21 protein-coding genes and 1 tRNA gene are annotated in these 26,232 nt (G+C 72.2%); 6 read left to right on the top strand and 16 right to left on the bottom strand.

Annotated elements, in window-relative coordinates; genetic code table 11:
• Positions 1-134 precede the first annotated feature (134 nt).
• The 4 genes from AC067U_RS12940 to AC067U_RS12925 form a co-directional block, all read right to left on the bottom strand.
• On the bottom strand, positions 135-1,865 hold the full coding sequence (locus AC067U_RS12940) for an FG-GAP repeat domain-containing protein (RefSeq protein ID WP_478829710.1): 1,731 nt from the start codon (positions 1,863-1,865) through the stop codon (positions 135-137).
• Positions 1,866-2,120: 255 nt separating this feature from the next.
• A complete protein-coding gene (locus tag AC067U_RS12935; RefSeq protein ID WP_478830102.1) occupies positions 2,121-2,426 on the bottom strand; it encodes an FG-GAP repeat domain-containing protein in 306 nt (101 codons plus the stop codon).
• A gap of 219 nt (positions 2,427-2,645) precedes the next feature.
• Positions 2,646-3,317: a TetR family transcriptional regulator gene (locus tag AC067U_RS12930; protein WP_478830101.1), complete on the bottom strand. Its 672-nt coding sequence runs from the start codon at positions 3,315-3,317 to the stop codon at positions 2,646-2,648.
• On the bottom strand, positions 3,317-4,306 hold the full coding sequence (locus tag AC067U_RS12925) for an acyl-CoA desaturase (protein WP_478829709.1): 990 nt from the start codon (positions 4,304-4,306) through the stop codon (positions 3,317-3,319). The genes AC067U_RS12930 and AC067U_RS12925 overlap by 1 nt, the downstream gene beginning before the upstream one ends.
• 228 nt (positions 4,307-4,534) lie before the next feature.
• Between AC067U_RS12925 and ppc the strand changes: the two genes are divergently transcribed.
• A complete protein-coding gene (gene ppc, locus AC067U_RS12920) occupies positions 4,535-7,264 on the top strand; it encodes a phosphoenolpyruvate carboxylase (RefSeq protein ID WP_478829708.1) in 2,730 nt (909 codons plus the stop codon).
• A 143-nt stretch (positions 7,265-7,407) separates the two neighbouring features.
• On the opposite strand, the gene pth is transcribed toward ppc, so the two are convergent.
• The 6 genes from pth to AC067U_RS12890 form a co-directional block, all read right to left on the bottom strand.
• Positions 7,408-8,013, bottom strand: coding sequence for an aminoacyl-tRNA hydrolase (pth, locus tag AC067U_RS12915; protein ID WP_478829707.1), 606 nt, complete (start codon positions 8,011-8,013; stop codon positions 7,408-7,410).
• Between the two features lie 92 nt (positions 8,014-8,105).
• A complete protein-coding gene (locus AC067U_RS12910; RefSeq protein WP_478829706.1) occupies positions 8,106-8,699 on the bottom strand; it encodes a 50S ribosomal protein L25/general stress protein Ctc in 594 nt (197 codons plus the stop codon).
• A gap of 204 nt (positions 8,700-8,903) precedes the next feature.
• Entirely contained in the window at positions 8,904-9,881 is a 978-nt protein-coding gene (locus AC067U_RS12905; RefSeq protein WP_219667467.1) for a ribose-phosphate diphosphokinase, read from the bottom strand.
• Positions 9,882-10,005: 124 nt separating this feature from the next.
• Complete coding sequence (gene glmU / locus AC067U_RS12900) at positions 10,006-11,454, bottom strand: bifunctional UDP-N-acetylglucosamine diphosphorylase/glucosamine-1-phosphate N-acetyltransferase GlmU (RefSeq protein ID WP_478829705.1); 1,449 nt, start codon at positions 11,452-11,454, stop codon at positions 10,006-10,008.
• Between the two features lie 106 nt (positions 11,455-11,560).
• A tRNA-Gln gene (locus AC067U_RS12895) sits at positions 11,561-11,637 on the bottom strand.
• Positions 11,638-11,651: 14 nt separating this feature from the next.
• Positions 11,652-12,545 carry a hypothetical protein gene (locus AC067U_RS12890; protein WP_478829704.1) on the bottom strand — a complete coding sequence of 298 codons (894 nt, stop codon included), beginning with the start codon at positions 12,543-12,545 and terminating at the stop codon, positions 11,652-11,654.
• A gap of 131 nt (positions 12,546-12,676) precedes the next feature.
• Between AC067U_RS12890 and AC067U_RS12885 the strand changes: the two genes are divergently transcribed.
• A complete protein-coding gene (locus tag AC067U_RS12885; RefSeq protein ID WP_478829703.1) occupies positions 12,677-13,978 on the top strand; it encodes a sensor histidine kinase in 1,302 nt (433 codons plus the stop codon).
• A 60-nt stretch (positions 13,979-14,038) separates the two neighbouring features.
• Here AC067U_RS12885 and AC067U_RS12880 read toward each other — a convergent pair whose 3' ends face one another.
• Both AC067U_RS12880 and AC067U_RS12875 read right to left on the bottom strand, forming a co-directional pair.
• Positions 14,039-14,548: an SUKH-3 domain-containing protein gene (locus AC067U_RS12880; protein WP_478829702.1), complete on the bottom strand. Its 510-nt coding sequence runs from the start codon at positions 14,546-14,548 to the stop codon at positions 14,039-14,041.
• Positions 14,548-15,078, bottom strand: coding sequence for a YwqJ-related putative deaminase (locus AC067U_RS12875; RefSeq protein ID WP_478829701.1), 531 nt, complete (start codon positions 15,076-15,078; stop codon positions 14,548-14,550). Before AC067U_RS12875 ends, AC067U_RS12880 begins: the two co-directional genes overlap by 1 nt.
• Before the next feature lie 229 nt (positions 15,079-15,307).
• On the opposite strand from AC067U_RS12875, the gene AC067U_RS12870 reads away from it, so the two are divergent.
• The 3 genes from AC067U_RS12870 (at position 15,308) to AC067U_RS12860 (ending at position 20,037) form a co-directional block, all read left to right on the top strand.
• Positions 15,308-16,306, top strand: coding sequence for an SMI1/KNR4 family protein (locus AC067U_RS12870; RefSeq protein ID WP_478829700.1), 999 nt, complete (start codon positions 15,308-15,310; stop codon positions 16,304-16,306).
• A gap of 8 nt (positions 16,307-16,314) precedes the next feature.
• On the top strand, positions 16,315-18,894 hold the full coding sequence (locus AC067U_RS12865) for an SUKH-4 family immunity protein (protein ID WP_478829699.1): 2,580 nt from the start codon (positions 16,315-16,317) through the stop codon (positions 18,892-18,894).
• 255 nt (positions 18,895-19,149) lie between these two features.
• Complete coding sequence (locus AC067U_RS12860) at positions 19,150-20,037, top strand: DivIVA domain-containing protein (RefSeq protein WP_478829698.1); 888 nt, start codon at positions 19,150-19,152, stop codon at positions 20,035-20,037.
• An 87-nt stretch (positions 20,038-20,124) separates the two neighbouring features.
• On the opposite strand, the gene AC067U_RS12855 is transcribed toward AC067U_RS12860, so the two are convergent.
• The gene (locus AC067U_RS12855; protein WP_478829697.1) at positions 20,125-20,994 is read right to left on the bottom strand and encodes an alpha/beta fold hydrolase; all 870 of its coding nucleotides are present in this window, start codon (positions 20,992-20,994) and stop codon (positions 20,125-20,127) included.
• 84 nt (positions 20,995-21,078) lie between these two features.
• On the opposite strand from AC067U_RS12855, the gene AC067U_RS12850 reads away from it, so the two are divergent.
• The gene (locus AC067U_RS12850) at positions 21,079-21,795 is read left to right on the top strand and encodes a CGNR zinc finger domain-containing protein (protein ID WP_478829696.1); all 717 of its coding nucleotides are present in this window, start codon (positions 21,079-21,081) and stop codon (positions 21,793-21,795) included.
• Here AC067U_RS12850 and AC067U_RS12845 read toward each other — a convergent pair.
• From AC067U_RS12845 to AC067U_RS12835, 3 genes are all read right to left on the bottom strand, one after another.
• Entirely contained in the window at positions 21,738-22,553 is an 816-nt protein-coding gene (locus tag AC067U_RS12845; RefSeq protein ID WP_478829695.1) for a hypothetical protein, read from the bottom strand. The two genes, AC067U_RS12850 and AC067U_RS12845, sit on opposite strands and share 58 nt — an antisense overlap.
• Before the next feature lie 165 nt (positions 22,554-22,718).
• Entirely contained in the window at positions 22,719-23,651 is a 933-nt protein-coding gene (locus tag AC067U_RS12840; protein ID WP_478829694.1) for a hypothetical protein, read from the bottom strand.
• A gap of 533 nt (positions 23,652-24,184) precedes the next feature.
• Positions 24,185-25,852 (bottom strand): MFS transporter, encoded by a 1,668-nt coding sequence (locus AC067U_RS12835; protein ID WP_478830100.1) that lies wholly within the window; start codon positions 25,850-25,852, stop codon positions 24,185-24,187.
• Between the last annotated feature and the right edge of the window lie 380 nt (positions 25,853-26,232).

Genomic DNA, 26,232 nt, shown 5'->3' with positions numbered 1-26,232 from the left:
AACCTTTCGGGCCGTCGGCACGTCGTCGGAGGCCTTCGGCCGGAATGCGGCGGCGCCCCGCCACCGGGAGGACCGGTGACGGGGCGCCGCCATGTGCCGTCGTGCTGTTCGGCTCAGTGCTCGGTGCTCAGCGCTCAGTTGAACTGGGTGTAGGTGTTCCAGCCCTGGGCGAGCCACTGGCGGCCGGCGAAGGCGTGGGGGCCGCCCCAGCCCTGGGAGCGGTAGAGCCACATGGTGCCGCCGGGGTCCCTGGCGACGAGGTCGGCGCGGCCGTCACCGGTCAGGTCGCCGGTCACGGCGATGCCGGTGTAGCCGTTCCAGCCGCCGCTGAACCAGTCGCGGGCGGTAAAGGGGGCGGAGGCGTTGCCGGTGCCCTTGTACACGTACAGGTGGCCGTCGCCCGACTGCGCCACGATGTCGGCGCGGCCGTCACCGTTGATGTCGCCGCCGCCCACGATCGACTTGTAGCCGTTCCAGCCGGGGCCGACCTTGATCGCGCCGCCGAACCACTTGCCGGTGCCGCTGCCCGGGCGCAGCCACAGGGTGCCCGAGTTGTCGCGGGTCAGCAGGTCGCCGTTGCCGTCACCGGTGAGGTCACCGGGGCCGGCCACCAGGTTGGTGTTCGGGAAGTCGCCGACGCGGTCACCGGTGACCGGGTGGGACAGGGTGCTGCCGTTCCAGGCCAGCTTGCTCGCCCAGTTCGACCGGTCCAGGCCGGCCGCGTTGACCAGCGTGGTGGAGCCGGACGGCCAGGTGAACTGGTAGTTCAGCGGGTCGGCGAAGTACCGGCCGTTGGTCTGGTTGACGTGCTCCCGGACGCCGTTCGACCCGTCGACGGCGGCCACGCCGTGCTTGCCGAAGACCGGGGTGACGCCCGAGTTGACGACGGCCTCGTCGATCGTCCAGCCGCTGCCGAGCTTCTGCCGGGCGGAGAACTTGCCGCCGCCCGTCGAGGCGTAGCCGTACAGCTCGCCGGTGGGCTGGACGCCGTAGATGTCTGCCTTGCCGTCACCGCTCTGGTCGTCCATCGCGACGATCTTGTTGTAGACGTTCCAGCCGCCGCCGACCCAGGTGCGGGCCTTGAACGGGGCGGAGGTGGAGCCGGTTCCCTTGTAGTAGTACAGGTTGCCGTTGAGGTCCTTGGCCAACAGATCGGCGAAGCCGTCGGCGTCGACGTCGTTGGCGCCGATGATCTGGTCGTACGCGCCCCAGCCGCCGCCGACCTTCACCCGGCCGGCGAACGGGTTGCCGGTGGCCGCGCCGGTGGCGCGGTAGAGGTAGAGGTCACCGGACGGGGTGCGGGCGAGCAGGTCGCCCCGGCCGTCGCCGGTGAGGTCACCGGTGGCGACCAGCTTGTTGTAGACCTGCCAGCCGATGCCCGTCCAGGTCGCGGCCTGGGTGCCGGTGGCGTACGCCTGGTGCAGGGCCAGGCGGCCGTCCGCGTACCAGAGCAGGAGCTCGGGGCCCCAGCCGCCGCGGATGTTGCCGACCGCGAGCATGTCGCGGGCGCCGTCCGTTGCCTCACCGGACACCTTGAAGTTGGTGACCTTGTCCGTCTTGCTCTGCAGGGTGCCGGTGTACCCGTAGTGGTTCCGGAACATGAAGTCGGACCGGCCGTCGCCGTCCACGTCCAGCCGCGGCTTGGCCTTCTTGAAGGCGAAGGTGCTCTTGCCCGGGGCCCCGGCCGGAGCAGCGGCGAGGTCGCCCGCCGTCCGCTTCGCACCGGAGGCGGTGGCCGACGGCGCGGGCTTGGCGGACTCGCCGGCGGCGAAGGCCGGGCCCGCCGACAGCAGGGTGCCCGCCGACAGGGCGAGGGCGGTGCAGGCCGCGATGCGGCCCAGGCGCTGGTAGCGCGTAGAAGACAAAGGGTTCCCCCTGGATCATGCGAAGCCGGGGGGAGGGCGACACGCGCGGCGCGCGCACTGTCGGGCGCACCGGATCGAGCATTCCCCCCGGAAAAGTGATCGAAGGCTATCCGGGGGTCCGGCGAGGCAGAAGAGGTTTTCCGTACAACCTTTCCGCTTCCCGCACGTCAGGGCCGGTACGCGGCGGCGTCCCGCCACCGGAAGACCGGTGACGGGACGCCGTTGACGCCGTGGCCGCCCCGCGGGCGTTTGCCGTCAGTTGAAGCTCTTGTAGATGTTCCAGTTCGCGTCCATCCAGTGGCGCTTGGCGAACGTCTGGGTACCGCTCCGTCCGGTGGAGACGTAGCCGTAGAGGTTGCCGTTGCCGTCGCGGGCGACCAGGTCGGCACGGCCGTCGCCGTTGATGTCGCCGGGCGCGGCGATGGCGGTGTAGACGTTCCAGCCGCCGCCGATCAGCTGGCGCTCACCGAACGGGGCCTTGCCGTTGCCGGTGCCCGGGTGGAGGTAGAGGTTGCCGCTCCAGTCGTGGCCGATGACATCGGTGCGGCCGTCGCCGTTGATGTCGCCGCCGCCGACGATCGACTTGTACGTGTTCCAGTAGTTGCCGACGTAGCTCGGCGCCCAGAAGTCGACGCCGTTGTTCCAGCCCGCCTTCAGGCGATCACTTGCGTGTCGGGGCGCCGAGGCACCCGCGCCCCGGGCCGTCCGCGCTCCAGCGCCCGCCCCCGCCCCCGGCCGGCCCGCCCCCGGCTGGCCCGGCCCCGCCGGCCCCGCCCCGGCTCAGCTCTTGCGGTGCCCCACCAGCCGCGGCTTCGCCTCCAGGCCGTCCAGACCGTGCCACGCCAGGTTCACCAGGTGCGCCGCCACCTCCGCCTTCTTCGGACGGCGGGTCTCCAGCCACCACTGCCCGGTCAGCGCCACCATGCCCACCAGCGCCTGCGCGTACAGCGGCGCCAGCTTCGGGTCGAAGCCGCGCGCCTTGAACTCCAGACCCAGGATGTCCTCGACCTGCGTGGCGATATCACTGATCAGCGAGGCGAAGGTGCCCGTCGACTGCGCCACCGGCGAGTCCCGGACCAGGATCCGGAACCCGTCGGTGTAGTTCTCGATGTAGTCCAGCAGCGCGAACGCGGCCTGCTCCAGCAGCTCCCGCGGATGCCCGGCGGTCAACGCCCCCGTCACACCCTCCAGCAGCTGCCGCATCTCCCGGTCCACCACGACCGCGTACAGCCCCTCCTTGCCGCCGAAGTGCTCGTACACCACCGGCTTGGACACCCCGGCCTTCGCCGCGATCTCCTCCACCGAGGTGCCCTCGAAACCCTTCTCCGCGAACAGGGCACGGCCGATGTCCAGCAGCTGCTGACGGCGCTCCGCGCCCGTCATCCGGACCCGGCGCCCACGCCTGGGCTTGTCACTGCTGGAGGTACTGCCGTCGATCGCCACGTCCCCCATCATGCCGCGTTCGCCGCGTTCTCCTTGCGCCGGGAGTCGATCCGGGACTCCGACGGCCAGCGGACGTCACCCGCCCACCCCAGCCGCTCGAACCAGCGGATCAGCCGCGCGCTCGAATCCACCTGGCCGCGCAGCACCCCGTGCCGCGCCGAGGTCGGATCCGCGTGGTGCAGGTTGTGCCAGGACTCCCCGCACGACAGCACCGCCAGCCACCACACGTTCCCCGACCGGTCCCGCGACCGGAACGGCCGCTTGCCCACCGCGTGGCAGATCGAGTTGATCGACCAGGTGACGTGGTGCAGCAGCGCCACGCGCACCAGCGAACCCCAGAAGAACGCGGTGAACGCACCCCACCACGACATCGTCACCAGACCCCCGACCAGCGGCGGCACCGCCAGCGACAGCACCGTCCAGAACACGAAGTCACGGCTGATCCGGCGGATCACCGGATCCTTGACCAGATCGGGCGCGTACTTCTGCTGATCGGTCTGCTCCTCGTCGAACAGCCACCCGATGTGCGCCCACCACAGCCCCTTCAGCAGCGCGGGCACCGTCTCCCCGAACCGCCACGGCGAATGCGGGTCACCCTCCGCGTCGGAGAACCGGTGGTGCTTGCGGTGGTCCGCCACCCACCGCACCAGCGGCCCCTCCACCGCCATCGAACCCGCGACCGCCAACGCGATCCGCAACGGCCGCTTCGCCTTGAAGGACCCGTGCGTGAAATAGCGGTGGAAGCCCACCGTGATCCCGTGGCACGTCAGGAAGTACATGAACACCATCAGGCCCAGGTCCAGCCAGCTCACGCCCCAGCCCCAGGCCAGCGGCACCGCCGCGAACAGCGCCACGAACGGCACCGTGATGAACAGCAGCAGCGCGACCTGCTCCACCGAACGCTTGGTCTCCCCGCCGCGGGTCGCGGACAGCCGCGGCCCGCCGGCCGCCTCCGGGGCTTCGTCGATCAGATCCGGCAGATCCGGGCTGAGGGTCATGGGTATCCCTGGGGGGTGAGGGGGGCAGGGCGCCGCACCAGGTTACGCATCCGTAACCTACGGCAACGTAAGTATGGCAGCGCACAGCCCCCCGGCAACACCGCCGACGCCGCGTCCGCTACGCGGACAGCCTGCGAGTCCATCCGACCGGTCCACCTATCCTTGGTCCGTCGGACAGCGCGGTCCGCCCCAGTAGCGACGCTCGAAACACTGCAAGGAGCCGCACCTGTGAGCAGTGCTGACCAGCCCACCCCCAACGCAGAGCTGCGCGCGGACATCCGCCGCCTCGGCGACCTCCTCGGCGAGACCCTCGTCCGCCAGGAAGGACCGGAACTCCTCGACCTCGTCGAACGCGTACGCGCCCTCACGCGCACCGACGGCGAAGCCGCCGCCGACCTCCTCGGCAACACCGGCCTGGAGACCGCCGCCAAGCTCGTACGCGCCTTCTCCACCTACTTCCACCTCGCCAACGTCACCGAACAGGTGCACCGCGGCAAGGAACTCCGCGCGCACCGCGCAGCCGAAGGCGGCCTCCTCGCCCGCACCGCGGACATGCTCAAGGACGCCGACCCCGAGCACCTCCGCGAGACGGTCAAGAACCTCAACGTCCGGCCCGTCTTCACGGCCCACCCCACCGAGGCCGCCCGCCGCAGCGTCCTCGGCAAGCTGCGCCGCATCGCCGCCCTCCTCGAAGAGCCCGTCAGCGGCGCCGGCGAACGCCGCCGCCACGACCTCCGCCTCGCCGAGAACATCGACCTCATCTGGCAGACCGACGAACTCCGCGTCGTCCGGCCCGAACCCGCCGACGAGGCCCGCAACGCCATCTACTACCTCGACGAACTCCACGCCGGAGCCGTCGGCGACGTCCTCGAAGACCTCGCCGCCGAACTCCAGCGCGTCGGACTGGAACTCCCCACCGGCACCCGCCCCCTCACCTTCGGCACCTGGATCGGCGGCGACCGCGACGGCAACCCCAACGTCACCCCCGACGTCACCCGCGAGGTGCTGATCCTCCAGCACGAGCACGGCATCACCGACGCCCTGGAACTCATCGACTTCCTCCGCTCGCTCCTCTCCAACTCCATCCGCTACACCGGAGCCACCGAGGAACTCCTCGCCTCCCTCCAGGCCGACCTCGAACGCCTCCCCGAGATCAGCCCCCGCTACAAGCGCCTCAACGCCGAGGAGCCCTACCGGCTCAAGGTCACCTGCATCCGGCAGAAGCTCCTCAACACCCGCCGCCGCCTCGCCCAGGGCACCCCCCACGAAGAAGGCCGCGACTACCTCGGCACCGCCGAACTCCTCGCCGACCTCACCATCGTCCAGACCTCCCTGCGCGAACACCGCGGCGGCCTGCTGGCCGACGGCCGGATGGACCGCACCATCCGCACCCTCGCCGCCTTCGGCCTCCAACTCGCCACCATGGACGTACGCGAACACGCCGACGCCCACCACCACGCCCTCGGCCAGCTCTTCGACCGGCTCGGCGAGGAATCCTGGCGCTACGCCGACATGCCCCGCGACTACCGGCAGAAGCTCCTCGCCAAGGAACTCCGCTCCCGCCGCCCCCTCGCCCCCACCCCGGCACCCCTCGACGCCGCCGGAGCCAAGACCCTCGGCGTCTTCACCGCCGTCAAGGACGCCTTCGAGAAGTTCGGCCCCGAGGTCATCGAGTCCTACATCATCTCGATGTGCCAGGGCGCCGACGACGTCTTCGCCGCCGCCGTCCTCGCCCGCGAAGCCGGCCTCTTCGACCTCCACGCCGGCTGGGCCAAGATCGGCATCGTGCCACTGCTGGAAACCACCGACGAACTCCGCGCAGCCGACGTCATCCTCGACGACATGCTCGCCGACCCCTCCTACCGCCGCCTGGTCTCCCTCCGCGGCGACGTCCAGGAGGTCATGCTCGGCTACTCCGACTCCTCCAAGTTCGGCGGCATCACCACCAGCCAGTGGGAGATCCACCGCGCCCAGCGCCGCCTCCGCGACGTAGCCCACCGCTACGGCGTCCGCCTCCGCCTCTTCCACGGCCGCGGCGGCACCGTCGGCCGCGGCGGCGGCCCCTCCCACGACGCGATCCTCGCCCAGCCCTGGGGCACCCTCGAAGGCGAGATCAAGGTCACCGAACAGGGCGAGGTCATCTCCGACAAGTACCTCGTACCGGCCCTGGCCCGCGAAAACCTCGAACTGACCGTGGCCGCCACCCTGCAGGCATCCGCCCTGCACACCGCACCCCGCCAGTCCCCGGACGCCCTCACCCGCTGGGACGCCGCCATGGACGTCGTCTCCGACGCCGCCCACGCCGCCTACCGGCGCCTGGTCGAGGACCCCGACCTCCCCGCCTACTTCTTCGCCTCCACCCCCGTCGACCAGCTCGCCGACCTCCACCTCGGCTCCCGGCCCTCCCGCCGCCCCGACTCCGGCGCCGGCCTCGACGGCCTCCGCGCCATCCCCTGGGTGTTCGGCTGGACCCAGTCCCGGCAGATCGTCCCCGGCTGGTACGGCGTCGGCTCCGGCCTCAAGGCACTCCGCGAAGCCGGCCAGGAGGACGTCCTCGGCGAGATGGGCCAGAAGTGGCACTTCTTCCGCAACTTCCTGTCCAACGTCGAAATGACACTGGCCAAGACCGACCTGCGGATCGCCCGCCACTACGTCGACACCCTCGTCCCCGCAGAGCTCAAGCACGTCTTCGACCTCATCGAGGCCGAACACGCCCTCACCGTCGCCGAAGTCCTCCGCATCACCGGCGGCGAAAAGCTCCTGGACTCCAACAAGGTCCTCCAGCAGACCTTCGCCGTCCGCGACGCCTACCTCGACCCCATCTCCTACCTCCAGGTCTCCCTGCTCGCCCGCCAGCGAGCCGCCGCAGCCGCCGGCGAACCCGCCGACCCCCTCCTCGGACGGGCCCTGCTGCTCACCGTGAACGGCGTCGCCGCGGGCCTCCGCAACACCGGCTGACCCGGACGGTCGAACGAACGGCCGGTATCCACCGTCATCACTCGTCGTGATGACGGTGGATACCGGCCGCCAACATGGAATCCCCCGACCAGGATTCCGTCACACCCTGGACCCGGTGACCGAGGTCGACCGGATGCAAACCCCTACGAGTTGTACGCCGACTGCGCCCGCTCCAGACCCTCCAGCACCAGGCACTCCACCGCGTCCGCCGACCGGTCCACGAACCAGTCCAGCTCCTTGCGCTCGGTGGAAGAGAAGTCCTTCAGCACGAAATCCGCCACCTGCATCCGGCCCGGCGGACGCCCGATCCCGCACCGCACCCGGTGATAGTCCGCCCCCATCGACTTCGTCATCGACTTCAGCCCGTTGTGCCCGTTGTCCCCGCCACCCAGCTTCAGCCGCAGCGTCGCGTAGTCGATGTCCAGCTCGTCATGGACGGCGATGATCCGCTCCACCGGCACCTTGTAGAAATCGCGCAGCGCCGTCACCGGACCACCCGACAGGTTCATGAACGACATCGGCTTCGCCAGCACCACCCGCCGGTTCGCCGGCCCCGGAGGACCCATCCGGCCCTCCACCACCTGCACCCGACCCGCCTTGTGCGCCTTGAACTTGCCGCCCATCCGCTCGGCCAGCAGGTCCACCACCATGAAACCGATGTTGTGGCGGTTGCCCGCGTACTCGCCACCGGGATTGCCCAGGCCCACGACCAGCCAGGGAGTCGTCGCGTCCGTCGCGCCATCCGCCATCAGAAGAAACTCCTCGAACAAGGGACGACCGCCGCCCCGCTCCAGTGGAGCAGGACGGCGGCCGGTTGCACAAACGATTGAGCCGGGAGGGATCAGGCCTCCGCGGACTCCTCGCCCTCGGCGGCCTCGGCGGCCGGCTCCTCGGCCTGCGCGGCCAGGACCTGCAGCACCACGGCCTCGCCCTCGGTCACCAGGGTGATGCCGGACGGCAGCGCGATGTCCTGCGCGAGGACGGACGCGCCGGCCTCCAGGCCCTCCACCGACACGGTGACGGACTCGGGCAGGTGGGTGGCCTCGGCCTCGACCGAGAGGGTGTTCAGGACGTGCTCCAGCAGGTTGCCGCCGGCGGCCAGCTCGCCCTCGGTGACGACCGGAACCTCGACCGTGACCTTCTCGCCCTTACGGACGGCCAGGAAGTCCACGTGCAGCAGGTCACGCTTGATCGGGTGCTTCTGGACGGCCTTGGGGATGACCAGCGCGGTGCCGTCGCCCTCGATGTCCAGGGAGATCAGGACGTTCGGGGTCTTCAGCGCCATGAACAGGCCGTGGCCCTCGACGGAGACGTGCTTCGGGTCCTGGCCGTGGCCGTAGATGACACCGGGAACGGTCTTGTTGCGACGGGCCTCACGGGCACCGCCCTTGCCGAAACGGGTACGGATCTCGGCGGAAAGCTTGACCTCGGACATGCTCACTCCTCGTGGGGTGACGAAACGGACAGGGTCACCCGGCCACCAAACGGCCTGCTACGAAGAGCGCGTCGATAACGGAGCGCCACACAGAAGTGCGGCCTCCCTCGCCGAGCAACTTCACGAGTCTACCCGGCGGGGAGGCCGCACCTCAAAACGATCTAGCAGAACGTTTCCTCAGCGATCAGCGCAGAGGAACAACGCCTACTGCTGCTCCTCGAACAGCGAGGTCACCGAACCGTCCTCGAAGACCTCACGCACCGCACGCGCGATCATCGGAGCGATCGACAGCACCGTGATCTTGTCCAGCTCCAGATCCGACGGGTCCGGCAGCGTGTTCGTGAACACGAACTCGCTCACCTTCGAGTTCTTCAGACGGTCCGCAGCCGGACCGGACAGGATGCCGTGCGTCGCCGTCACGATGACGTCCTCCGCACCGTGCGCGAACAGCGCCTCCGCCGCCGCACAAATCGTGCCACCCGTGTCGATCATGTCATCGACCAGCACACACACCCGGCCCTTGACTTCACCGACGACCTCGTGGACCGTCACCTGGTTCGCGACGTCCTTGTCACGGCGCTTGTGCACGATCGCCAGCGGCGCGTCCAGACGGTCGCACCAGCGGTCCGCCACCCGCACACGGCCGGCGTCCGGAGACACCACCGTCAGCTTCGACCGGTCCACCTTCGCGCCCACGTAATCCGCCAGCACGTTCAGCGCAGACAGGTGATCCACCGGACCATCGAAGAAGCCCTGGATCTGATCCGTGTGCAGGTCCACCGTCAGGATCCGGTCCGCACCCGCCGTCTTCAGCAGATCCGCCACCAGACGCGCCGAGATCGGCTCACGACCCTTGTGCTTCTTGTCCTGACGGGCATAGCCGTAGGACGGGACGATCACGGTGATGGAACGCGCCGACGCACGCTTCAGCGCGTCGATCATGATCAGCTGCTCCATGACCCACTTGTTGATCGGAGCCGTGTGGCTCTGGATCACGAAGCAGTCCGCGCCACGGGCCGACTCCTCGAAACGAACGTAGATCTCACCGTTCGCGAAGTCGAAAGCCTTGGTCGGCACGAGGTCGACGCCCAGCTGGTGCGCAACCTCCTCGGCCAGCTCGGGGTGGGCGCGGCCGGAGAACAGCATCAGCTTCTTCTCGCCGGTCGTCTTGATCCCGGTCACAGCACAGTCTCCTCAGACGTGTTGAAAAGCACTCGCCCCCATGTGCGTCCGTCCCGCACACGGTGAGCCAGCCGAATTGCGTGCACGTACCACGGTACGCCGTCCCAGGCGCACCTGTTTCCGGTCAGTTGTCGGCCGAGTCCGAATCGCCCGCCGGCTGAGCCGCCTGCGCAGCCGCACTTCCCGGACGCTTCCGAGCCACCCAGCCCTCGATATTCCGCTGCTGGCCACGGGCCACGGCCAGCGCACCGGGCGGCACATCCTTCGTGATCACCGAGCCGGCCGCGGTGTACGCACCGTCCCCGATGGTGACGGGAGCCACAAACATGTTGTCCGAACCCGTCTTGCAATGTGAGCCGACCGTGGTGTGGTGCTTGTGCTCACCGTCGTAGTTCACGAACACGCTCGCCGCGCCGATGTTCGTGTACTCACCGATCGTCGCGTCCCCGACATAGGAGAGGTGCGGCACCTTCGTACCCTCACCGATCGTCGCGTTCTTCATCTCCACGTACGTACCGGCCTTGGCCTTCGTGCCCAACACCGTGCCCGGACGCAGGTACGCGAACGGACCCACGCTCGCCGAGTCCCCGACCACCGCCGTGTCCGCCACCGTGTTGTCCACCCGCGCGCCCGCACCCACCCGGGTGTCCTTCAGCCGCGTGTTCGGACCCACCTCGGCACGCTCGCCCACGTGGGTGGCGCCCAGCAGCTGGGTACCGGGGTGCACCAGCGCGTCCTGGCCGAAAGTGACCGTCACGTCCACGAACGTGCTGCCCGGGTCCACCACCGTCACGCCCGCCAGCATGGCCTGCTCCAGCAGCCGCGCGTTCAGCAGCGCCCGCGCCTCGGCGAGCTGCACCCGGTTGTTGATCCCCAGGATCTCCCGGTGGTCGCCGCCGACGGCCGCACCCACCCGGTGGCCGGCCTCGCGCAGGATGCCGAGCACATCGGTGAGGTACTCCTCGCCCTGGCTGTTGTCCGTACGCACCTTCTTCAGGGCGTCGGCCAGCAGGGCACCGTCGAAGGCGAAGACCCCGGAGTTGATCTCCTTGATCGCGCGCTGCGCGTCGGTGGCGTCCTTGTGCTCGACGATCGCCTTCACCGCACCGGACTCGGAGTCGCGGACGATCCGGCCGTAGCCGGTGGAGTCCGGCACCTCGGCGGTCAGCACGGTGACGGCGTTGCCGTCGGCGGCGTGCGTGGCGGCGAGCTGCCGCAGCGTCTCGCCGGTCAGCAGCGGGGTGTCGCCGCAGACCACGATCACGGTGCCGTCGACGCTGCCGCCGAGCTCCTCCAGGGCCATGCGGACGGCGTGCCCGGTGCCGTTCTGCTCGTACTGAACGGCGGTGCGGACCTCGGCGTCGATCCCGGCCAGGTGCTCCCGCACCTGCTCACGGGCGTGCCCGACGACCACGACGAGGTGGGTGGGGTCCAGCTCACGGGAGGCGGCGACGACGTGACCGACGAGCGACCGCCCGCAGATCTCGTGGAGGACCTTGGGAGTGGCCGACTTCATGCGGGTGCCCTCACCCGCTGCGAGTACGACGACGGCTGCCGGGCGGTTGGCGCTCACGGGTGTGCCCTTCGGCTTCGGGGGTGGACCCACGAAGGATACCGGGGCGTTAAGCGGCGTAAACGAGCGCGGGCCCCGACCGTTAAGTCAGGGCCCGAACCGGCGGCTCCCGGGGCAGGAGTCGAACCTGCGTCGTACCCAGATTCAAAGTCTGGTCGCCCCTACCGACAGAGCAACCCGGGATTGCCGCCGCCAGCCTACGCGTTCAAGCGGCTCGCCTCCACTGCCATGCGGGACCACCACCCCTCGATTCGCCGGTAGAGGTCCGCGCTGTTGAGCACGGAGACCACCAAGCAGCCGTGGTAGGTCTCCCCTACGTTCTTCCGGACGGTCTTCGGGTTGTGCTTCTTCAGCGTCGTCCTCTGGAGGGCCGAGCGGTCCACTTGGACCAGGTCAGCCCAGTAGTTCTCGGCTCTGGCCACGTCTCCGGACTCGTGGATCATCACCCGGAACTGGATCCGCTCCGGCTCGACGCAGAGGATGTCCAGCCAGGCTTGGTAGATGCGGATCATGTCAGGGTCGCTGTTGACGAAGATCACTCGTTCTCGTCGGGCGTACGACTTGCTCTTCTGGCCCTCGGCCCAATAGAGCCCGACGCCAATGAGGAAGAGTTCCCGCTCGGTTATCGTGCCCACTTCGTCGGCTGCCACCCGCTTGGTTTGTTGGCGCTCTGCCTCGCGCCGTTCGAGGGTGCGCTCCCAGCCGCGTCGTGCGATGGCCGACGCTTCCTCGGGGGTTCGCTGCCGGACGGGCTTCGGCAGATCCCTGACCCAGAGGGAGATCGAGCTCTTCGAGCAGCCCAGCTCGACCTGGATCTGGTCGTAGGTCATGCCCTCGAGGCGCAGCTCCCTGGCTTTAGCGCGGACGTCGTCCTTGGCGTTCGGGCGCTTCGTCCACTCAGGAGGAGGCTCGCCTTCCAAGAGACGATTGAGGATGTCGTTGTTGTGCACGTGCAAGCGGTCCCGAATCTGTCGGCGACTGAGCCCTTCACGGCGGAGGGCGATGGCCTGATCGCGCAGGTACTCGAAGGAGGCGGCGCCGGTGCGCAGGCCGCCAGTTCCGTCGCCGGGGCGGCGTCGTTTCTCTGTCATGACGGCAGGATCGTCCGGAATGTGGGATTCAGGTCTTGATGAGTGGGCGATTCAGTCGTCCGTGCGATTACCCGGGGTTTGCCGGAATTCCGTTCGCGTGTGTGCAGGGGGGCGACCTTAGGCTGGGCCGTATGACCGATACGGGGGAACGACGAGGTACGGAGGGGCGGGCGGGGCCCCTTTGGTGGGGGCGGCGCGGGGAGGCCGTCCTCGATGTGGGGCTCGGGGCGGTGTCCGCCGCCGAGTGCGGGTTCGAAGGGATCCTGTTCGCGCGGGAAGCGCATCTGCCGACGGCCGTGGGGGTGCTGTTCGGAGTGATGGTGGGGGCCACGCTCACGGTGCGCCGGCGCTGGCCGATCACCGTGGTGCTGGTGTCGCTTGCGGTGTCGCCGGCGGCGATCGGGCTCCTGCTCGGGGTGGTGTCCCTCTACACGCTGGCCGCGAGCGAGGTGCCGCGGCGGATCACCGGGCTGCTGTCCCTGCTCTCGCTCGTCGCCACCTTCGCTGTGATGTACGTGCGGACCCAGGGGGACGTCGAGGCGAGCGGGACGTTCGTGGTGGTGCTGTCGGCGTGCATAGCTTTCGCGCTGACCGCGCCGCCGGTGCTCTACGGGCTGTACCAGGGTGCGCGGCGGCGGCTCATGGAGAGTTTGCAGGAGCGGGCCGATTCGCTGGAGCGGGAGCTGGGGCTGCTTGCGGAGCGGGCCGAGGAGCGGGCGGAGTGGGCGCGTCGGGAGGAGCGGACGCGGATCGCGCGGGAGATGCACGACGTGGTGGCGCACCGGGTGTCGTTGATGGTGGTGCACGCGGCCGCGTTGCAGGCGGTGGCCGTGCGGGATCCGGAGAAGGCGGCGAGGAACGCGGCGCTGGTGGGGGACATGGGCCGGCAGGCGCTCACGGAGCTGCGGGAGATGCTCGGGGTGCTGCGGGCGGTGGAGAAGGTGGAGGAGCCGGTCGCGGTGGCGGCCGTGGCTGCCGGTGTGGCCGGGGGGCTGGTGGCGGCTTCGGTGTCGGTGGTGGAGGACGGGCCGACGCTGGGGGAGCTGGAGGCGTTGGTGGGGCAGTCCCGGGCGGCGGGGATGGTGGTGGAGCTGGTGGTCCACGGGGAGGGTGCGGGGTATGCGGCCGAGGTGGAGCAGACGGCGTACCGGGTGGTGCAGGAGGCGTTGACCAACTGCCACAAGCACGCGCCGGGTGCGGAGGTCGTCGTACGGCTGGCGCACCGGGGTGAGGAGGTGGCGATGCAGGTGGAGAACGGGCCGTGGGACTTCGAGGCGGCGGGGGCCGGGCTGCCGAGCGGGGGCAACGGGCTCGTGGGGATGCGGGAGCGGGTGCTGGCGCTGGGCGGGGTGTTCGTGTCGGGCCCGACGGACGCCGGCGGGTTCCGGGTGTCGGCGGTGCTGCCCGGGAGCGGGGCCGGGGTTCGCGGCTGAGGGCCCCGGGGTCGTGGCCTCGGGGCGGTCGGTCCGTGCGGTCCGTGGGGTCCGTTGGCGTCAGGCCGTGCGGAGGCGGACCGGCTGGAGGCCGGTGAGGAGTGCGGTGAGGGCTTCGTCGATGCTGCCGCCGAGGTACCAGTCGCCGGTGTGGTCGATGGAGTAGACCCGGCCGTCGGCGTCGAGTGCGAGGTGGGAGGTGCCGTCGGCTTCGATGCCGAGGGGGCAGAGGGGGCTGGAGAGGGCGCGTCCGAGGTCGGCGAAGGTGCGGGCGAGGTGGAGTCCGGTGAGCGGGTCGAGGCGGACGGGGGTGGGTGCTATCTGCCGGCCGGGGCCGGGGGCGGTGATGGTGAGGCCGCCGAATTCGGCCCAGGCTTCGACGGCGGCGGGGAAGACGGTGTGCCGGTGGCCTGCGGGGGTGGTGTGGTCGCGGAGGGCGTCGGCCCAGTATTCGGCCTGTTTGATGTCCCAGCGGCCGGGGTGCCAGCCGGCGGTGCGCAGGGCGGTGTCCACCGTCGCGGGGAAGCGGGTGGCGGAGGACCGGTCGTAGGAGGCGGAGGTGGCGGTCATCACTTCTCGGGCTGGGTGAGGTCGACGGGGCGGACGCCGAAGTGGGCGAGGAGGGCGTCGCAGGAGCGGCAGGGCGGGGCGTAGGTGCCGTGGAGGGGGTCGCCGTCCTCGCGGATGCGGCGGGCGGTGATGCGGGCGTTCTTGAGGGAGCGGCGGGCTTCGCTCGCGGTGAGGGGTTTGCGGGAGGCGCGTTTGCTGCGGGCGCCTTCGACGGTGGTGAGGTGGCGGGAGAGGAGGATGGCTTCGGGGCAGCGGCCGGTGAAGCGTTCCCGCTGGCCGCTGGTGAGGGTGTCGTGGAAGTCCTGGACCAGCGGGTGGAGTGTGGGGGGCTGGTCGCCTTTGCCGGCGGTGCTGGTGAGGGTTTCGCCGCGGACGGAGAGGGCTGCGGCGATGGTGGGGAGGATGCCGTCGCGGCGGAACCGGAGGACGGGTGCGGTGGTGTCGTCGGTGTTGCTCCAGCGGAGTCGGGGGTCGCCGGAGGCGGCCGTGTGGCCGTCTGAGGGTCCGTTCCGTGTTGCCGTGTTCTGCATGTCGAGTTTTCCCTCCCGTGGCGGCGGTATGGTCCGCCGTCGCGCACGCCCCCGTGCTGAGGGGACAGCCTGCCAAATGTCCTCAGGGGTGTGGAAGCGGGGTCGAATTTTCGTATCAATTCGGATGTTCCGGGGCGCGTGGCGGGGGTGGGGGTCGGGGGAGGCGGGGCCTCTTGCGGGACCGCATAGGCTGTGCTGAACCAGCCAGATCCAGCAGGGGGCTACCGCCATGACGACAGGTCGGCTCGGGCAGCAGGCCGCGCCACCCAACGCCGCGTACGCCGGGCAGGTCGTGCACTTCCCGGACCCGGTCCGGGCTGCGCGGCATCCCCAGGGTGTCCGGATGGACGGCAACGGGCATCCCGATTTCGCGCCGTACGCGCGGGCGGCGGTGGAGATCGCCGAGCCGCCGGAGGGTTTTGGTGTCGATGAGCTGCGGCTGACGGACTACGTGTCGGCGAACGCGGCGATGCGGGCGGCCGGGCATGAGTTGTGGGACACGGTGGGGCCGGTGGCCACTCCGCACGGGTGGACCTGGCATCACGTGGCGGGGACGCGGCGGCTGGAGTTGGTTCCGGTCGAGGTGAAGGCTTTGTTGCGGCACCATGCGGGTCTGGCGACGGCTCCGGTGGACCATGAGAAGCGTGGGACGCGGCCGTTGCAGGAGGTGCGTCCGGTGCATCTGGGGCTGCCGAAGTCGGTGGTGTCGGTGTCGGAGCAGCAGGTGCAGGGGGTCGAGGAGGATCTCGGGTACCGGCTGCCGGAGGCGTACCGGTCGTTCCTGAAGGCGGCGGGCGGCTGTGCTCCGGTGGGTGTCGGGCTGGACGTGGACCTGGGGCTGCTGGTGGACCAGCCGTTCTTCACGGTGCGTGAGGAGGCGGCGGTCAATGACCTGCTCTACGTCAACAAGTGTCTGCGGGACCATTTGACGAAGGACTTCCTGTGCGTGGGTTTCGCGCAGGGCGGTCTGATCGCGGTGAAGGTCCGGGGTGACGGTGCGACGCTCGGGTCGGTGTGGTTCTCGCCGTACGACGACGCGCGTGACCGGGACGGCTGGTCCGTCCAGGAGCGGGTGGAGCGGCTGCTGCTGCCGTGCGGTGCGGATTTCGACTCCTTCCTGGAGCGACTGGCAGGTAATCCGGCGGAGTTGGAGACGGTGGCCGGTCTGATGGTGGACGGCGGATTCGCGCGCTCGGTTCCCGTGTCGACTCCGTCTGTGGAGGGGTGAATCGCGTCGTGGTGACGTTCGCGCAGGCGCAGGAGCGCGCCGAGGAGTGGATCAACGGGGACGTTCCCGCGTACCAGCACCGGGAGGTGCGGGTGCGGGAGTTCGGACTCGGTTTCGTGGTGTGGGCGGAGGACCGTCCGGCGGGTCCGGTGTCGGGGGGTGGCCGGCAGCGGCTGGTCATCGCGCGGGACAGCGGTGAGGTGACGCTGTGGCCGGGGCTGCCGGTGGGTGAGGTGATCCGCCGGTACGAGGAGGAGTACGGGGCCGCCGTGGGTGCGGGGGCGGGGCAGGAGGCTTCGGTGCCGCCGCCGCGGATCGATTCGGAGCAGACCTCCTTCATGCTGAGTCCGCCGGAGTGGCTGCGGGAGGCCGCGGCGGCCGGTTCGGCTTCGGGGTCGGCTCCGGCTTCGGGTGCGCTGGGCTCCGGTTCCGGTTCCGGTGCCGGTCCGGCGGGCGGTACGCCGCCCGGTGGTGTGCCGTCTGCGGCGCCGGTGGCGGCTGACGGCGGTGCGGGTGCGCCGGATGTGCCGGGTGTGCCGGGTGTGAGTGCGCCCGCCGGTGGGGTGGCCGCGGCCGGGGACGCGGGTGATCCGTTCCTGGTCGGGGCGGAGTCCTCCGCGGTGCCGCCGGTGCCGGGGCCGGAGCCCCTCGGCCGGGACGGGGTGCCCTCCGGGGCGACCCCGTGGGCCGGGACGGACGTGAACCCCGGTGCGGACGACGCGTCCGTGCCGCTGCCCGCGACGGTGTTCGCGCCGCCGCTGTCCGGGTCGGACCTGGACGACATGGGTCCGGCGTCCGGCGTGGAGCCGGAGGCGAAGACGGCCCTGATCCCCGGGGGCAGCCAGCTGCCCCGTACGGCTGTGGCGCCCGTCATCGACCTCATCGGTGCCGCGCCCGGTGCCGCGCCCCACGGCGCGCCGGGCGGCGCGCCCGGCGCCCGGCCGGGTGCCGCGGACATCGCCGACGCGCCGACCGGTAAGGCCGAGGCGCCGCGGCGGCCCGCTCCGGCGCCCGCCGGTGGCGGGCTCGACCACGCCGCGACGATGCTGGCGCATCCGGCGGGTCCCGGCGCGCCGCAGCCGCCCGGTCCGCCCGGGGCCCCCGGTGCTCCCGGTGCTCCCGGTGCGGGGCAGCCGCCCGCGCCGCCCGGTCCGCCGGGTGCTCCGGGTGGTTCGCTGGGTGGCGGGCTCGATCATGCCGCGACGATGCTGGCGCATCCGGCGGGTCCGGGTGCGCCGCAGCCGCCCGGTCCGCCCGGGCCTCCTCCCGCCCCCGGTGCGCGTGGTGCGGGGCAGCCGCCGGCGCCCCCCGGTCCGCCGGGTGCTCCGGGTGGTTCGCTGGGTGGCGGGCTCGATCATGCCGCGACGATGCTGGCGCATCCGGCGGGTCCGGGTGCGCCGCAGCCGCCCGGTCCGCCCGGACCTCCTCCCGCCCCGGGTGGTTCGCTCGGTGGCGGGCTCGACCACGCCGCGACCATGCTGGCGGGTCCGCCCGTGGGCGGGCCGCCGGCGCCTCCCGGGCCGCCGCCCGGTCCGGTCGGCCGCGGTCCCGTACCGCCGGGTCCCGTACCGCCGGGTCCGGGAGCGCCCGGACCGGTGCAGCAGCCCGGCGTGCCCACGGTCGGCCCCGGCTACCAGGCCGTACTGCGCTACCGTGCGCCCGACGGTTCCGAGCAGCAGATCATCCGCCGCTCGGCGCCCGGTACGCCGCACCCGGAGTGGCAGATCCTGCACGAGCTGCGCGCCATGAACGTGCCTCCGCAGCAGGTGCTGGAGCTGCACACCGAGCTGGAGTCCTGCGAGCTGCCCGGTGGTTACTGCGCGCGGATGATCCGGGAGACCTGGCCCCAGGTGCGGATCACCAGTGTGGCCCCGTACGGCCAGGACCACGCGGGCCGGCAGGCGGGCATGCGGCACCTGCTCACCCACCAGGGTGAACTGCACCAGGTCGCCGACGGTCCGGCGCGTCCCGCTCCGGTTCGGGCGCCGCTGCCGCAGGTCCCGCTCCAGCCGGCCATCCCGATGGAGGCGATCGGGCAGGAGCTCGCGGGGGCCTTCGGTCCGCAGGGCGTGTTCCGGTTCGACCAGCGGGCGGTGTCCCGGCAGGGTGTGCCGGAGATCGTGGCGCACACGCTGATGGTGGCCGGTCTGCCGGTGGACTTCGGGCCGTTCTTCTGGGCGCAGGCGGCGCCGGGGCAGCCGGTGCCGACGCTGGCGGAGCTGGCGGCTCAGCGTCAGGTGCAGCCGGCTTCGGACGCGGGTTCGTACCTGGTGGTCGGCAGCGACTTCGGCAAGGCGTTGTGCGTGCAGTACGGCACGGCGCACATCGTGGCGGTTCCGGTGGAGGGCGGGCCGGGTGGTGCTCCGGTGCCGCCGCAGTTCGTGAATTCGAGCCTGCCGCAGTTCGTCCGTTCGATCGCGATGCTGGGTCATATGTGGCGGCTGCGCCAGCATCTGACGCCGGAGCAGGCGGGTCGCTGGACCGTCGATTTCCAGGCGAATCTGGCGGGTCTGGACAGTGCGGCGCTGGCCTCGCCGGAGAGCTGGTGGTCGGTGCTGCTGGAGCAGATGTGGGACGGGCTGCTGTGACCGGCCGCTGACGGTTGCTGGCCGGCCGCCGACCGGCCGCCGACCGGCTGTCGACCGGCTGTCGACCGGCCGGACAGCGGCCGGACAGCGGCCGGAGACCGGCGGCGGTGAGGCGCCGGTGCGGTGCTCGTCCGGATGGCCGGGCCGGGATCCCGAACTCGGGGTCCCGGCCCGGCCATTCCGGCTTCTGCTTGCAAATGGCGCATCCTTGTCGGGAATCCCCGCGAGAGAGGCGCTTCCAGGATGAGTGCACCCATGTCACCTCAACCGCACGGCTTCACGACCGTCCGGGTCCGCGGTTATCGCCCGGACCAGGTCGACCGCTATCTCACCCGGTTGTCCGGAAGCCGGGACGAGGCATGGGAGCGGGTGGCCCGGCTGACCGTGCTCGACCGGCAGATGGAGGCCGAGGCGGAGCGGCTGCGCGAGGCCGTGTCCCGGCTGGAGCCGCAGACCTACGAGGACCTGAGCGAGCGGGCGCGGCGGATCCTCGCCCTGGCGGAGGAGGAGGCGGAGGTCCTGCGCGAGGAGGCGCGGGCGGACGCGCAGGCCGCTCTCGCGGCGGCCGAGGCGTACGGGGAGCGGACGGCGGGGCTGGCCCGGGCGGACGCGGAGGCGGTGCGGGAGCAGACCGAGGTGCGGGCCCGGCAGGGGCTGCTGAGGTCTCGTCAGGAGTCGGACGCGCTGCGCTCGGAGGCCCGGGACGAGGCCCAGGCGTGGCGGGTGGAGGCGCAGGCCGCGCTGGACGACGTACGGCGGCGGGCGGAGGCGCTGCTCGAAGGCCAGGAAGCGCAGCAGCGGGAGCGCCGGGACGCGGCGGAACGGGAGTGCGTGGCGCGGGAGGAGGAACTCCGGGCCCGGCTCGCGGAGGCGGAGACGCACGCGGAGGCCCGGCTGGCGGAGGCGCGGCGGGCGTACGCGGAGGCGGAGGAGGCGGCCCGGCACGGCCAGGAGGATGCGGAGGCGCGCGGCGCCGAGCTGATCGCCGAGGCGAGGGTGCGGGAGGAGCGCATCGGCCGGGAGACGGAGCGGGTGCTGCGGGAGCACGCGGAGGCGCAGGAGGAGATGCGCGCCCACATGAACCACGTCCGCTCCAGTCTGGCGGCCCTGACCGGCCGTCCGGCCCCGGCCGACGGGCTCTAGGCGAGGGCCTTCGGGGGAGGGCGGCCGGGGGGATTCCGGGCCGGGCCCGGTCGGGCTGTCGTGGTCGTGCGGTCGCCCGGCTCGGGCTCAGAGGGTCCTGGCGAGGAAGGTTCCGATCAGCGGGGCGATCTCCGGGAGGTGGGTCTCCAGGGCGAAGTGGCCGGCGTCCTCGAAGAGGTGCAGTTCGGCGTCGGGGAGGTCGCGCAGGTACGCCTTGGCGCCCGCCGCGGTGAAGAAGGGGTCGCCGGCGCCCCAGAGGACCAGCGCCGGCGGCCGGTGCTCGCGCAGCCAGGCCTGCCAGGCCGGGTAGAGCTCGACGTTGGAGCGGTAGTCGAAGGCCAGGTCGGCCTGGGCGTCGGTGCGGCCGGGCAGGTCGAGGAAGTGCTGGTCGAGGGCGGGGGCGGCCGGGTCGAGGCGGGTGGGGTCGGCGACCCCGGCCGCGTACTGGAAGCGGGTGCTGCCGATGGTGAACAGGCCGCGGACGGCTTCTTCGTCGCCGGGGACCTCGCGGCGGCGGGCGATGAGCTCGCGGGCGCCGTCGGACAGGCCGTCCTCGTAGGCGTTGCCGTTCTGCACGATCAGGCCGGTGATCCGGTCGGGGCGGCGGGTGGCGAGGCGCAGGCCGACGGGGGCGCCGAAGTCGAAGACGTAGAGGGCGTACCGGTCGAGGCCGAGGGTGTCGGTGAAGGCCTCGGTGATGTCGGCGAGCCGGTCGAAGGTGTAGGTGAAGTCGGCGGGGGCCTCGGTGTGGCCGAAGCCGGGGTAGTCGGGGGCGATGAGGCGGTACCGGTCACCGAAGAGGTCCATCAGCCGGCGGAACTGGTGGGAGCCGCTCGGGAAGCCGTGCAGGAGGAGCAGGACGGGGGCGTCGGCGGGGCCGGCCTCGCGGTAGAAGACGCGGACCCCGTCGACCTCGACGGTGGCGTGGCGGTGCCGGACGGGAAGGATCTCGCTCATCACATGCCTCCTTGGGCTTCAATGGCATTAGCTTTACCGATCATGCCTAACGGGTCAAGCGGTTCCGTTAGCATTAGCTGCGTGATGGCGAACGGGACCGGGAAGCAGACCGCGAACGAAGCGGCGGACGAGTCGGTGAACGAAGCGGCGGAGGAGACGGCGCACGAGACGGCGGCGGCCCGGACGCCGGCGGTGGCCTTCCCGCTCATCGGTGAACCGCTTGCCCTGGACCTGCTCAACACGCGGCCCGCGGCGGCCGGGGACCTGATCGCCGACCGGGCCGGCCTCTCGGCGTGGCTGCGCGAGCAGACCGGCCGGCTGACTCCGGTCCGGGAGCCGGGCACGGCCGAACTGGCCGCCGTACACGCCGTACGGGAGGCCGCGGACGGCGCGCTGCGCGCGGCGGTACGGGGGGAACGGCCGTCGGCGGAGGCACTGGACGCGTTGAACGCGGCGATGGCCGCGGCGCCCGTGCGCCGGGAGCTGGTCTGGACGGGGGGCGGGCTCAGGGCCGAGCGGGCCCGTGCGGCCGCGGCCCCGCCGGCCGCACGGCTGGCGGCGGAGCTGGCGGAGGCGGTGGCGGACCTGCTCACCGACCCCAAGGTCAGCTCGGTGCGCGCCTGCGAGGCGGAGGACTGCGTCCTGCTCTTCCTCCCCGCGCACCCGCGCCGCCGCTGGTGCGTGGCCTCGGCCTGCGGCAACCGGGCGCGGGTGGCGCGCTACTACGCGCGGCACAAGGGGGATCAGGCGCAGACGGCGACCGGGACGCGGGCGGAGAAGCGGTCTGAGACCACGTCGTAGGCCACGGCGTAGGCGCGTACCGGTGAGGTGCCGACCCTGGAGCAGTCGCCCCGGTCGGTGCGGATGCCGAACGTGCCGCCGGGGAGGGTCCCGTGTGCGGAGCCCTTGACGGTGGCCTTCCACAGGATGCGGTCGTCCTTGACGGCCCGTACGGCGAGGTGGACCCGGTCGAAGTTGTAGCCGGCGCCGTTGAGCTTGAGCATCGGCTGGTCGGAGCCGCGTTCGCAGTCGCCGCTCGGGTCGCAGGTCGTGTCCCTGTGCCAGTCGGTGACCCAGAGACGGAGTGACGCCCGGCGGGCGGCGTGCCGGGCGTTGTCCTCGCGGGCCTGGTCGCGGACGCGAGGCTCGACGCAGACCGTGTCGCCCGGGTACGCCTCGCGCCAGACCCGGCCGGGGGCGCATTCCTTGGAGCCGAAGCCGGTGGTCGCGTCGGACCGGGTGTTGTCGGCGCGGACCTGGTCGCGGACGCGCGGCTCGACGCAGACGTGGTCGCCGGGCCGGGCCTCGCGCCAGACGAAGCCCTGGAGGCAGGTGTCGGGGCCGTGGTCGCCCGCCATGGCGACGATGTCGCCGTTTGCGTCCCGGCTGCCGTCCGCGGCCCCGGTTCCGGTGGTGGCGGTCCGTGCGGGGTCGGGGCTCTCCTGGGCGGACCCGGACGGGGCGGGGGCGTTGGCGGTGGTGCCGGGCCCGGCTCCCGGCTCGGGCGCGGGGCCGGAGCAGCCGGCGCCGGTGGCCACCAGCACCCCGGTGAGGATCACGGAGGCCGCCGCGCGTCCGGAGCGGCCCTGTCCGCGGCCTTGCCTGTGGCCTTGTCCGCGGCTTCGTCCGCGGCTTTCTGCGCGGTGCATGGTTCCCCCCGATGGTGTCCATCGCCGCCGTCCCCGCGAGGCGGCCGGGCACCGGCGGAGACGCGGCCCCCCGGGCTACTGGTTCCCCGCGGGCTCCGCAGGGGTGTGGCCCGGGGCCGGGCGCTGCGGGCCGACGGCGGGGGCGGTCGGGGCCGGGGTCCCGGTGCTGGCCGGGGTGAAGGCGTACGGGTCGCTGCGCAGGCCCGTGGTGGTGACGACGACCGCCTGCGGGCCGGCGAGGGGGCCCGGGCCGTCCACGACGAGGCGGCCGCCCTCGAACCGGGCCGGCGCCCCGGCCTCGTTGAAGCTGACCGTCGAGGCGGCCTGGAAGCCGCCGCCGGACACGGTGACCGGGCCGCCCGGGGACTCCTGGCGGACGTCAGTGATCACCGGATTGGGGCGGCCGGCCATCTTGTTGAGGAGGTAGGCGCCGGCCGGTGCGCCCGTCAGGGCCCAGATCTGCTCGGGGAGCCGGGGGAGGCCGGCGCCGACGTCGCCGAGGAAGAACACCACGACGTACGCCATGGTCACCGCGCTGAGGGCGACGTACTGCAGGTCGACCAGGTCGGTGCGGCCGCTGTCGTTGGCGATCAGGTCGCGTACCGGGCGGGCCCCGGAGGTGCCCCGGCCGGGGCCGGCGGCGGGCGTGGGGAGGGGTGCGGGCTTGGCGAGGGTGCCCTGCTGCAGGCGCAGGCCGACGACCGCCTTGGCGGCGATCAACGCCACGTAGGGGCCGCCGAGGAGGGGGAGGTAGACGGTGGTGAGGGGGGAGAGGGGGCCGTCGGGGTCACGGTGGAAGTAGGAGAGGCCCTCGCCGGAGAACACGCCGAAGCCGAGGATGACCAGCAGCAGCCAGACCAGGAGCACGGTCCAGGCGAGGGCGAGCGTGGTGGACGTGGACAGGCGACCGTCCCGGCCGGTGATGAAGGCGGGGTTCCGGCGCAGCCGGAGGACCACCGGTCCGGCGAGGGCGGCGAGTGTCAGCAGGGCGAGCAGAGCGGAAAGCAATTCGGGTCCCCCGGTGGCGTGTTGGCGCGGCGGGCCTGCGCTCCGCCCCGGTCAACGGTGTACCGGTTGGCCGGGGTCATGACAAGCAGGGCGCGCCCTGCGGGCGACACTCCCGGAGCTCTCCGCTGCGCGGTCCGACGGGGCACCATCCCCGGCCCCCGCGATGGGGGCCGCACCCCGACCCCTGCCGGGCCTGCGGCCCGGGGCCCGGCCAACCTTCCGGGACCGGTCGGCCGTGGTGGATGTCCGGCCGTGGTGGGTGTGTGGTGTGTGGTGGCGGGTCGCAGGGTTCCGCGCGCCCGTGGCCTGGTTTTCGGGGCCGGTTTCGTCGGGCCTGGGGCACGGTTCCAGTCGGCCTGCGGCCCGGGTTCCGGGGGCTGTTTCGGGGGGCGGCCGGACGGGACGGATCTGCGGCCCGGTGTGGCCGGTCCACGGGCCCCGCAGGGTGCGGCCCGCTTCGCGGGGGGCCGGGGGCCAGGGGCCGAAGGGCCTCGGTTTCGGGAAGGGGCGGGGTGGGGGAGGACCGCCCGCCCTCACGGGCGGGTCTCGGGCGGCAGGACCGGGAAGCGGCGGGGGGCCGCCAGGACCAGGATCAGGAAGGCGGCGAGGGCGGCGGCCGCGGCGCCCACGTAGACGTGGTCCACCGCGCTGGTGACCGCTGCCCGGAGGTGCGCGGACGCGGCCGCCGTGAGGGAGTCCGGGTGCTCCAGGGCCCGGGAGACCTCGTCGAGGTGCGCCGGGAGCCCCGGAACCGGCGCGTCGGCCAGCCGGGCCGCGATCGTGGCGTTGGCGATCGCGCCGAACAGCGCGGCGCCGACGCTCTGGCCGACCTGCCGGCAGAACAGCACCGAGGCGGTGGTCTGCCCGCGCTCCGCCCAGCCCACCGTCGACTGCACCCCCACCATCAGCGGCAGCTGGAAGAGCCCCAGCGCGGCGCCGAGCGCCAGCATCAGCAGGGCCGGTTGCCAGGGCCGGGCGGGATGAGGGAGCAGCGGGAAGGCGGCGAGGCACAGGAAACCCAGGCCGACGCCGAGCGCGGCGGTGTTGCGGAAGCCGATCCGCCGGTAGACGTGCTGGCTGAACGCGGCCGAGAGCGGCCAGCTCAGGGTCATCGCGGACATCACGAAGCCCGCCCCGACCGGGTCCAGGCCCAGCGCGGACTGGGCGTAGGTGGGCAGGAAGACCATCGGGGCGACCATCAGGAGGCCCAGCATGGCCATGGCCAGGTTGACCGCGGCGATGGTCCGGCGGCGCCACACCCAGCCCGGCAGGATCGGTTCTGCCGCGCGCCGTTCGACGTACACGACGACTCCGGCGAGCACCGCGCCCGCGCCGAGCAGGCCGAGGGAGGGCACCGACAGCCAGGGCCAGGCCACCCCGCCCTGGACCAGGGCGAACAGCACCAGCCCGCCGCAGGCGAAGACGGCGAGCGCGCCCGGCCAGTCGATGCGGGCGAGGGCGGTCCCCCGGCCGCCGGTCCCCTCCGCAGGGGCCGCCGTGCGAGCCGTCGTACGCGCCGCCGCGCGGGCCGGCTCCCGCAGGTGGCGGGCGGTGAGCCATACGGCCAGAGCGCCGACGGGCAGGTTGAGGAGGAAGATCCAGCGCCAGTCGGCGTACGAGGCGAGCAGTCCGCCGAACGCCGGCCCGGCGATGGAGGAGGTGGCCCACGCGGTGGACATCCGCGCCTGGATTCGCGGGCGCTCTTCGAGCGGGTACAGGTCGGCGGCGAGGGTCTGCACGGTCCCCTGGATGGCTCCGCCGCCGAGCCCCTGCAGGACGCGGAAGGCGATCAGCGCGGCCATGTTCCAGGCGGCGGCACAGCACAGCGAGCCGAAGAGGAACAGGCTCATCCCGGCCAGCAGCACCGGCTTGCGGCCGAAGGTGTCCGAGAGCTTGCCGTACACGGGGAGGGTGACGGTGACGGCGAGCAGGTAGCCCGCGAACAGCCAGGAGAAGACGGAGAAACCGCCGAGGTCGCCGACGATCTGCGGGACGGCGGTGGCGACGATGGTGCCTTCGAGCGCGACGAGTGCCATCGCCAGCATGAGCGCGGCCACCACGGCCCGGCGCGGCCGCCCGATGCCCCGGCCCGAGTCCGCCCCGCCCTCGCGGTCCCGGTCCGCCCCGCCCTCGCGCCCGCCGGCCGTGTCGGCAGCCGCGTCCGTGCGCACCGTCCCCGCGGTCCCGGCGGTCCCGGCCATCCCGGCTATCCCGGGCGAGCCGCCGTCGTCCGCGCCCGCGGAGTCGGCCCCGGCCGTGCCCGGGCCGCCGCGCGTGGCCCCTGCCCCGCTGCCGCCGGCCGTGCCCGCGCCGGCGGCACCGGCACCGGCACCGGCACCAGCACCAGCACCGGCACCGGCATCGGCCCCGGCCTCGGCGTTCTCGCCCGTCCCCACCGTGATCCTTTCACTGTGCACGTAACTTCGCGGAACACCTTCTCACCCGGCCCCGGTCCAGGGGTATCCCCCAGGCCTCCTCCCCCGCAGGGGGGACGACCCTTAGGGGGAGGTCCTCACAACGGTCCAGGGGTCTTTCGTCCCGGCGGAGGACGAGTATGCGGCCGGATTCTTCTTAACTGGTT

This window comes from Streptomyces sp. NPDC043853 (genome assembly GCF_056436025.1).
The sequence above is the reverse complement of the archived record's forward strand: the minus strand, read 5'-3'. Positions and strand labels throughout refer to the sequence as shown.

Bases quoted from the DNA above. Each gene is read 5' to 3' on its own strand.
- AC067U_RS12930 (WP_478830101.1), bottom strand. From the start codon at position 3,317: ATGGGGGACGTGGCGATCGACGGCAGTACCTCCAGCAGTGACAAGCCC.
- AC067U_RS12925 (WP_478829709.1), bottom strand. From the start codon at position 4,306: ATGACCCTCAGCCCGGATCTGCCGGATCTGATCGACGAAGCCCCGGAG.
- pth (WP_478829707.1), bottom strand. From the start codon at position 8,013: ATGGCGGATGGCGCGACGGACGCGACGACTCCCTGGCTGGTCGTGGGC.
- AC067U_RS12910 (WP_478829706.1), bottom strand. From the start codon at position 8,699: ATGTCCGAGGTCAAGCTTTCCGCCGAGATCCGTACCCGTTTCGGCAAG.
- AC067U_RS12890 (WP_478829704.1), bottom strand. From the start codon at position 12,545: ATGACAGAGAAACGACGCCGCCCCGGCGACGGAACTGGCGGCCTGCGC.
- AC067U_RS12885 (WP_478829703.1), top strand. From the start codon at position 12,677: ATGACCGATACGGGGGAACGACGAGGTACGGAGGGGCGGGCGGGGCCC.
- AC067U_RS12880 (WP_478829702.1), bottom strand. From the start codon at position 14,548: ATGACCGCCACCTCCGCCTCCTACGACCGGTCCTCCGCCACCCGCTTC.
- AC067U_RS12875 (WP_478829701.1), bottom strand. From the start codon at position 15,078: ATGCAGAACACGGCAACACGGAACGGACCCTCAGACGGCCACACGGCC.
- AC067U_RS12870 (WP_478829700.1), top strand. From the start codon at position 15,308: ATGACGACAGGTCGGCTCGGGCAGCAGGCCGCGCCACCCAACGCCGCG.
- AC067U_RS12860 (WP_478829698.1), top strand. From the start codon at position 19,150: ATGTCACCTCAACCGCACGGCTTCACGACCGTCCGGGTCCGCGGTTAT.
- AC067U_RS12855 (WP_478829697.1), bottom strand. From the start codon at position 20,994: ATGAGCGAGATCCTTCCCGTCCGGCACCGCCACGCCACCGTCGAGGTC.
- AC067U_RS12850 (WP_478829696.1), top strand. From the start codon at position 21,079: ATGGCGAACGGGACCGGGAAGCAGACCGCGAACGAAGCGGCGGACGAG.
- AC067U_RS12835 (WP_478830100.1), bottom strand. From the start codon at position 25,852: ATGGCCGGGACCGCCGGGACCGCGGGGACGGTGCGCACGGACGCGGCT.